Consider the following 8,373-nt stretch of genomic DNA (forward strand, 5'->3'; position numbering starts at 1 on the left):
CGTGCCAGGTCCCGGACCAGCGGCCCCGCACCGGAGTTGCGCCTGCGCCTGCTGACGCTGCTGGCCTCCGTCGAGCCGGGCGCCGCGCCCGAGCAGGCCGCGCTCCGCGAGCGGCTGCGCTGGCAGGCGCCGCGCCGCATGCCGGACCCGCTGCGGGAGCTGCTGTGCTCCGCCGTGCTGACCGAGGCCGAACACCTGGGGGTCACCGCGCACGGTGCCCTCTCCGGGTTCGCCCGTCCGCTGCTGACCGCCGCCCAGGCGCGCGCGGCCGAACCGGACCACGCCGCCGTCGCCCTGCTGACCGGTGCCGCGGAGCCCGCGACGACCACGCCCGCGGATGCGGAGGCTGACACGGACGCGGACGCGGACACGCGCCCGGACGTATCCCCGGAATCGGGCGGAGCGGACGCTGCGCCGGAGTCGGCGGGAGCCGAGTCGGAGGCGTCCGCAGCGGGGGCGGAGGCGTCCGCCCCCGGGGCCGGTGCCGCCGCGCCGACGTCCTCCCCCGGGCCCGTGCCCGCCGATACGACCGCGGAGGTGGACCCGGCGGCTGCCGCCGCGTCCTCCGCCGAGCTGCTCTCCCCCTTGCTGCCCGAACCGCTCGACCACTTCCTCCTCCAGGCCGACATGACCGCCGTCGCCCCGGGGCCGCTGGTCCGGGACCTGGCACGCGCGCTCGGGGACGCGGCGGACGTGGAGTCCACCGGCGGCGCCACCGTCTACCGCTTCAGCCCCACGTCGGTACGGCGCGCCCTGGACGCCGGGCGGACCGCCGCCGAGCTGCACGCCTTCCTCACCGAGCACTCCCGCACCCCGGTGCCGCAACCGCTCAGCTACCTCGTCGACGACGTGGCCCGGCGCCACGGGCGGCTCCGCGCCGGAACGGCCGCCGGGTACGTCACCTGCGAGGACGAGGCCACCCTCGACCAGGTGCTGGCCGACCGCCGGCTGGCACCGCTGCGGCTGCGGCGGATCGCGCCGACCGTCCTGGTCGGCCCGGCCGGCGGTGACCTGCTGCTGGCGGCCCTCAAGGAGCACGGCTACGCACCGTCCGCCGAGAGCAGCGAGGGAGCGGTCGCCGTGGGCGCGGGGACCCCGCCCCGCCGGACGCCGCCGCGCGCCGTCCCGGAGCCGCAGCCCGACGGGCCGCCCGGGACGGACGCCTCCCTGCTGCGGGCGGCGGTCCGCGCGATCCGCTCCGGCGACCACGCGGCGGGCGCGGCACCGAACAGCGGTGGACGTCCGCCCTCCGACCCGCCCGCCTCACTGCCCCGGACGGAGCCCGCGGAGACCCTGCGGCTGCTGCGCTCCGCGGCGAGCAGCGCGGCGCTGGTCTGGATCGGCTACGTGGGAGCCGACGGGGTCGCCACCCAGCGGGTCCTCGCGCCGGTGCGGGTGGAGGGCGGTTTCGTCACCGCCTTCGACCACACCGCCGAGGAGGTCCGGACCTATCCGCTGCACCGGATCACCGGGGCCGCCCCGGCGAGCAGCTGACGCTGCCGTGTCACCGACCGCCGCGGCGGCGGTGACACGGCGGACGCCGGCCGCGGTACCGACCGCGCAGCGGAGGTCAGCGGGGTCGGCGGGGCGGGACGGGGCGCCGGGGCTCACCCGCGCCGGGGGCGGGTGTCAGAGCCGCGGAGCGAGCTCCTGCCGCGCCCACGCCCGCAGCGTGGTCGGCTTCGTGGAGACGAGGGACCGCGGTCGCTCGGGAACGAACCCGCCCCGCAGACCGGTCGACACCCCCAGCAGCGCCTCGCACCGCTGCTCCATCCGCAACTCCCGGTACCGCGCACCGGTCGCGCAGGCACCGGAACCGGCGCCCCTTCGGCGGCTAGCCCCTCAGCCCTTCAGCCCTTCAGCCGCAGGTCGTAGAAGAGCCGGTACCGGTCCGGGTCGCCGGGGATGCGGGCGTGGAACCCCTGCTGCGCAAAGGTCACCACCACGCAGGCGGCGATCACCGCCCCGGCCACCACCAGCACGAACCACCCGGTCCGCTGCGCCGCGCCCCGGACCGGTCCGGGCGCCTCACCCGTGCGGTGCGCCACGGTCATCACCAGGCCGAGCACCAGGATCGCTGCCAGGAAGAGCAGCAGCGCCCAGACGTAGAGGTGCAGGCCGAGCACCCGGCCGGCGAAACCCGGGTCGCCCGGAATGACGTGCAGCATCGTCTGCCGCCCGGCGACCAGCGCGCCACCGACACAGGCCACCAGCGCCATGCCCCAGGCCCGCATGTGGTCCCGGCTGGAGAGCCCGCCCGCCAGCCCCCGGCGCACGATCTGCGCGGCGGCGAGCAGCGCGAGGACCATGAAGACACGCTGGAGGACCGACAGCGCGCAGGGCAGGTGGCCGGTGGCGAACTGGTAGTACAGCCCGGCGGCCAGCGCCCCGGACCAGCCGAGCACGAAACAGCACGCGAACCAGTACTGACCGGTCTCCAGAGCGGCGGGCCGCTCCCCGGTCTGCGCCAGCCGGTCCGGGATGAGGACCGCCATCAGAAGGTCAGCCCCATGGACAGGTCCCCGCTGATCAGATAGGCGAAGAGCCCGACGGAGGCCAGCGCCGCCAGCCACCAGCCGACCACCGCTCCCGCCCGCGACCGCTCCCGGACCAGCGCGTACCAGGTGGCCAGCAGCCCGGCGAAGATCAGAGTGTCCATGGGCGGAAGCTAACCAACGGGCGCCCCTCCGAAGCGCGCCTCGCCCCTTCACTCCCCCGCACCACCCGTTCGGCCCAACGCTCGACCAACCAGCCGAGCCCCTCGGCCCGGGGCGGGGTCCGGGTGAGCCGGCTCACCCGGGTTCCGTCCGGGTGGGTGCGACACTGGAAGCTTGGCCCGTTTCCGGGCCGTGCGGTCCCGGACGGAGGAGTGCGTGTGAACGGGCCACTGATCGTGCAGAGCGACAAGACGCTGCTGCTGGAGGTCGACCACGAGAAGGCAGCCGACTGCCGCCGGGCCATCGCGCCGTTCGCGGAGCTGGAGCGGGCACCGGAGCACATCCACACCTACCGGCTGACGCCGCTCGGCCTGTGGAACGCGCGCGCCGCCGGCCACGACGCCGAGCAGGTCGTCGACGCGCTGCTCACCTACTCCCGCTACCCCGTGCCGCAGGCCCTCCTCGTGGACGTCGCGGACACCATGTCCCGGTACGGGCGGCTCACCCTCTCCAAGCACCCGGCGCACGGACTGGTGCTGACCAGCACAGACCGACCGGTGCTGGAGGAGATCCTCCGCTCGAAGAAGGTCAAGCCGCTGGTCGGCCAGCGGGTGGACCCCGACACCGTGGTCGTCCACCCCTCCGAACGCGGCCAGATCAAGCAGACCCTGCTCAAGCTGGGCTGGCCGGCGCAGGACCTCGCCGGCTACGTCGACGGCGAGGCCCACCCGATCGAGCTGCGGGAGGAGGGCTGGCAACTGCGGCCCTACCAGCAGCAGGCGGTCGAGGGTTTCTGGCACGGCGGGTCCGGCGTCGTCGTGCTGCCCTGCGGCGCGGGCAAGACCCTGGTCGGCGCGGGAGCCATGGCCACGGCGAAGGCGACGACGCTGATCCTGGTCACCAACACCGTCTCGGCCCGGCAGTGGAAGACGGAGCTGATCCGCCGCACCTCGCTGACCGAGGACGAGATCGGCGAGTACAGCGGCGCGCGCAAGGAGATCCGGCCGGTCACCATCGCCACCTACCAGGTGCTGACCACCCGCCGGAAGGGCGTCTACCCGCACCTGGAGCTCTTCGACTCCCGGGACTGGGGGCTCGTCGTCTACGACGAGGTCCACCTGCTGCCCGCGCCCGTCTTCAAGTTCACCGCCGACCTCCAGGCCCGCCGCCGCCTCGGACTGACCGCCACGCTGGTGCGCGAGGACGGCCGCGAGTCCGACGTGTTCTCCCTGATCGGCCCCAAGCGGTTCGACGCGCCGTGGAAGGAGATCGAGGCCCAGGGGTACATCGCCCCGGCCGACTGCGTCGAGGTCCGCGTCGACCTGACCGACAGCGAGCGGCTGGCGTACGCGACGGCCGAGTCCGACGAGAAGTACCGCTTCTGCGCCACCACCGACTCCAAGCGCCGCGTCACCGAACGCCTCGTCCGCCGGCACGCCGGCGAGCAGACGCTGGTCATCGGCCAGTACATCGACCAGCTCGACGAGTTGGGCGAACAGCTCGACGCCCCCGTGATCAAGGGCGAGACCAGCAACGCGCAGCGGGAGAAGCTCTTCGACGCCTTCCGCAGCGGGGAGTTGAACGTGCTGGTGGTCTCGAAGGTCGCCAACTTCTCGGTGGACCTGCCGGAGGCGACCGTCGCCATCCAGGTCTCCGGCACCTTCGGCTCCCGACAGGAGGAGGCGCAGCGGCTCGGCCGCGTGCTGCGGCCGAAGGCGGACGGGCACGAGGCGCGGTTCTACTCAGTCGTCGCCCGCGACACCGTCGACCAGGACTTCGCCGCCCACCGGCAGCGCTTCCTCGCCGAACAGGGCTACGCCTACCGCATCGTCGACGCCTCCGACCTGGAGGAAGCCCCGGAGCCCGACGCGGAGGGGTGACGCGGACACGAGGTGGTGAACGTGGCCGTCCCGCTCGCGTGCCCGCCCCCCTCACGCTCACTGTGACAGGACTGTCACCATCCGTCCCTACAACCCGCACCGCGTTGGTGCGTAGGTTGGTCGGATCGCCTGAAGACTGGAGTGGGTTGTGAGCAGTGTTCGCCGGGTCCGTCGCACGACGGCCACCGTGTCCGCCGTGGTCTGCGCCGCGCTCGTCCTCGGCGCCTGCGGCGGCGGGGACGACGACTCGACCGACGACGCGATCCCGGGCGTGGATCAGAGCGAAGCGGAGAACGACGACGAGGACGACACCGACACGGAGGCCCCCGAGGAGGACGCCGACGACGATGCGGATGCCGACCGCCCCGAGATCGACCTCGGCGACGACTTCGAGAACGTCTACGAGGACGACGAGACCGGCGACGAGGTCAAGGACGCCATCCTCCGCGACAGCCGCGGCTACTTCGACGCCGTGGACGCCGCCATCAACCACCAGGACACCGAGTACCCGGCGCTCAACTACTACATCGCCGGCGATGCTCTCGTGAGCTCCATCAAGCTGATCGGGAGCATGGTGGACTCAGGAACCGTGCAGACCGGCCAGGCAAGGATCTTCGGCCGGGACGTCACCGTCTTCGAAGACGGCGCAGCGGCAGTCTCGTTCTGCCGCGACTTCTCCGAGGTGACAGATGTCGATCACGCGACCGGGGAAGTGACGTCCGCGGCGGACGCATCGGCCGAGGCGACGATCTACTACACACGAGTCGAACTGAACGACCAAGGCGTGTGGCAGACCGTCGAGGAACGCGGCGAACGAGGTGCTGCGGAGTGCAACTGACCGGATCAGGGCGCGCAGTAGCGCTCTCCCTCGCAGTACTGACGACCTGTTTGACCACACAGGGCGCCTGGGCGAGCGGGCGGGACACCAACCACGAGGTAATCCGAGAAGGACCCTCCCCCGAACCGGAAACGGACGCGGGGCACGAGGCCGGCGAGATCAACGCGCAGGCGCGGATCACCTTCACCGTCACGCGCGGGGGTGGCGGCACGGGCGCGTTGAAGAGCTCGACTCCGTGGGAACCGCCCGCGTGCTACTACGCCCCGACGCACACGCCCGAGGAGATGGCCCGGCACTGGCGAGACTTCTACGCCAACACCAACCGCGACATCTGGGCGGACGACATGCGGGAGAGCTTCGACGCCAGCCACGAGGAGCAGTACGGCGAGGAGGGCAAGTTCCCCGACTACAACCGGGAGCTGCAGGGCGAGGGCATGTTCTGGACGCGGGTCATCAACCGCGAACATCCCGACCGTCAAGGCCAGATGGCGTGCGCGGCCCGGACGTTCTGGGTGGAGTTCACCGACTCGCCGCCGCCCGGCCCCGGAGTCGTCGACTCCACGCTGCTGGCCGAACTGGCCTGGGAGCGCACCCGCGTTCCGGACACCGAGGTCTCCCTCAACCCCGCCGACGGGCCACAGAAGGTCAACCTCCCCACCTGGATCTGGCTGGACAACACCGCCTTCGAGCCGGTCTCGATCCGCGCCGAACTCGACGGCTACGGCCTCTGGGCCGAGACAACCGCAACGCCGGCCCGGCTCACCCTCGACCCCGGCACCACAGACGCCACCACCCACCCGACCAGCGGCATCTGCGAGCCCTCCGACGGCAGCATCGGCACCGCCTGGGCCCCCGGCGCCGGCGGCACACCACCATGCGGCATCACCTACACCCGCGCCACCACCAACAGCACGACATACCCCCTCTCCGCAGCCCTGACCTGGCAAGTCACCTGGTCCGACTCCCTCGGCAACACCGGCACCCTCCCCGACGGCGAGTTCGCCACCGCCCTCGACATCCCCGTCGAGGAAGTCCAGACCATCGTCCGCTGACCGACCCGCTCGCGGCTGGCGCTCGCCGTGCCCGCCGTCTCCGACATCCCGCAATCGAGGCCCCGTGCCCAAGGGTTGCGGCACCGGCCGGGGTGCACGCGGCGCCTCTCCAGTTCGAGCCCGGGGCGCGAAGCGGCCCCGGACGTCGTACCTGCCCGGGGCCAGCGCCTGCGAGGTCGCGCTATCGGAGCTGCTTCTTCGGCATCAGCGGCAGCCGCAGTTCGTCGTCCTTCAGCAGATGCGGTTCGTCGCGCTGGAGCGGCGTGGCTTCGACGACCGTGCCGAGCAGTTCCCCGGTCTCCACCATCTGCTGGGCGGCCGAGGTGCCCAGCGCAGCGAGCCGCTGGCCCGGCGCCGTGCCGCCGTCGGCTGCCGCTGCCACCGCGGGCGTCAGCAGGACGGCGGCGCACGCCGCCACGGCGGCGCGGGCCGTCTGTCGCATTCCGGTCATGGTGAACCCAGCTCCTCATGTCGTCGCCGGGCCCATGGCTGGCAGGACCGGCAAGGCTTTGCGCCGGGCCCGGGGCCCGTGCGTCCTCACCGGTACAACGACGCCCGTCGCCTGATGGCGCGGCGTGCCACTCGGACGACTGAATCCCCTCGCCGGCGCGACGTCTCGAGTCCGCAGTGTCGTGCCCTGTCGTCGTCGCGTGCCACAACACTGTGACATCCGCCGGTGACCCGTTGCTCCCGTGTTGTCGGCGCTGCTACAGATGGGATCGGTGCGGGGTGGTGCCCCGCCGCTTCCCGGGGTGGGGAGGCTGTGTCCTGGGCGGGCGCGGCCGGTAGGCAGGTAGGCAGGGAGAAGGGGGTTGTTGGTGTGGGTGCGTCGTTGATCGGTGTGGGGGACATACCGTCGTACTCGGGTGATCTGGCGGAGTTGGAGCGGTTGATCGGGGCGTTGAGCCGGTCGGCGGCGGCGGTGGAGACCGACAGCGTCGACACCCATCACACCTTCCAGGGGTTCGGCGGTAGCTATGCCACCGATCACACCGAGGAGTTGCTGGCCACGACCCGCAGTGTCAGCCGGGGCGGCGAGGACCTGGGCGAGCACGGCCGGCGGCTGGTGGAGCTGCTGACGCGGTACCAGCAGGAGATGCAGGCGATCGACCAGCGGATGCTCGGCCTGCGGGGCGAGGTCGCGTCCCTGTGGCAGCGCGTGGGGATCCACGAGCCCGAGCCGGAACACCTCGCGCTGGGCGCGGACTACGCCGATGAGTTGCGCCGGCTACTGGAACAGGCCGAGCGGACCGAGGGCGAGGTCGCCCTCGCGGTCAACGCACTGCTGCCGGAGCCGGGCGGCACACCGCCCCCGGTCGGCCACCACGGCGCGGCAGCCCTGGCACGCCAGGTGGCGGAGGCCTCCGGCCCGCTGCTGCGCGCCAACGTGCTGCAGCAGCAGTGGGTGGCGGACATGCTGGACCAGCACGGGGACAACCAGGCGTTCGCCGACACCCTCGCCGACGAGTTGGGCGTCGAGGGGCTGATGCAGCTGGGCAGCCACCTCTCCCCCGCGCTGGTGCATCTGGTCTCGCGAGTCGAGCGGGGCGTCGGCACCGTCCTGGCCACCACCACCCGCGTCCCGCCGAAGCTGCAGGACGCCCACCCGGATGACCCGGAGTTCCAGGAATGGCTGCGGACCGGGGAAGGGCGCCGCTGGCAGGACATCCTCGACCAGACCACCGCCTACGGCCACCGCGAACTGGCGAAGACACCCGACCCCGCCGGCGACCCCCGCGAGACGTACTACGGCTACGAACGGATCATCTCCCACCTCGAAGCCTCCGACCGCCCCGCCTCCGCGCAGTACCTCTACCAGCTGACCGACGACATGATCACCGCCGAGGCCACCGACCCGCAGAAGTGGCGCCACGCCGCCTACGGCGACCCCGGCGAGATCCGCTCCGTCGACCTCCTCGACCGGCAGTTGGGCATGATCGCCCACA

Annotated in this window: 9 protein-coding genes; 5 read left to right on the forward strand and 4 right to left on the reverse strand. The window is 72.6% G+C overall.

The features are described from left to right. Positions 1-1,494 (forward strand): helicase-associated domain-containing protein (locus HCN52_RS18580; RefSeq protein WP_209314719.1); only part of this gene is annotated, 1,494 nt, incomplete at its 5' end. Between the two features lie 135 nt (positions 1,495-1,629). Here the strand turns inward: HCN52_RS18580 and HCN52_RS18585 are convergent. The 3 genes from HCN52_RS18585 to HCN52_RS18595 form a co-directional block, all read right to left on the reverse strand. Further along, a complete protein-coding gene (locus tag HCN52_RS18585; RefSeq protein ID WP_168089587.1) occupies positions 1,630-1,773 on the reverse strand; it encodes a hypothetical protein in 144 nt (47 codons plus the stop codon). A gap of 77 nt (positions 1,774-1,850) precedes the next feature. Next, positions 1,851-2,495, reverse strand: coding sequence for a disulfide bond formation protein B (locus HCN52_RS18590; RefSeq protein WP_168089588.1), 645 nt, complete (start codon positions 2,493-2,495; stop codon positions 1,851-1,853). After that, complete coding sequence (locus tag HCN52_RS18595; protein ID WP_168089589.1) at positions 2,495-2,659, reverse strand: DUF5993 family protein; 165 nt, start codon at positions 2,657-2,659, stop codon at positions 2,495-2,497. Before HCN52_RS18595 ends, HCN52_RS18590 begins: the two co-directional genes overlap by 1 nt. A gap of 216 nt (positions 2,660-2,875) precedes the next feature. Between HCN52_RS18595 and HCN52_RS18600 the strand changes: the two genes are divergently transcribed. The 3 genes from HCN52_RS18600 (at position 2,876) to HCN52_RS18610 (ending at position 6,427) form a co-directional block, all read left to right on the forward strand. After that, the gene (locus HCN52_RS18600) at positions 2,876-4,537 is read left to right on the forward strand and encodes a DNA repair helicase XPB (RefSeq protein WP_168089590.1); all 1,662 of its coding nucleotides are present in this window, start codon (positions 2,876-2,878) and stop codon (positions 4,535-4,537) included. 148 nt (positions 4,538-4,685) lie between these two features. Beyond that, the gene (locus HCN52_RS18605) at positions 4,686-5,375 is read left to right on the forward strand and encodes a hypothetical protein (RefSeq protein WP_168089591.1); all 690 of its coding nucleotides are present in this window, start codon (positions 4,686-4,688) and stop codon (positions 5,373-5,375) included. Between the two features lie 50 nt (positions 5,376-5,425). Further along, entirely contained in the window at positions 5,426-6,427 is a 1,002-nt protein-coding gene (locus HCN52_RS18610; RefSeq protein WP_168089592.1) for a hypothetical protein, read from the forward strand. A 181-nt stretch (positions 6,428-6,608) separates the two neighbouring features. Here HCN52_RS18610 and HCN52_RS18615 read toward each other — a convergent pair whose 3' ends face one another. After that, positions 6,609-6,878, reverse strand: coding sequence for a hypothetical protein (locus tag HCN52_RS18615; RefSeq protein ID WP_168089593.1), 270 nt, complete (start codon positions 6,876-6,878; stop codon positions 6,609-6,611). A 369-nt stretch (positions 6,879-7,247) separates the two neighbouring features. On the opposite strand from HCN52_RS18615, the gene HCN52_RS18620 reads away from it, so the two are divergent. Continuing rightward, the coding region (locus HCN52_RS18620) for a hypothetical protein (RefSeq protein ID WP_168089594.1) at positions 7,248-8,373 on the forward strand (1,126 nt) is incomplete at its 3' end.

The sequence above is a fragment of the Streptomyces bohaiensis genome, assembly GCF_012033785.1.
Classification (GTDB): domain Bacteria; phylum Actinomycetota; class Actinomycetes; order Streptomycetales; family Streptomycetaceae; genus Streptomyces; species Streptomyces bohaiensis.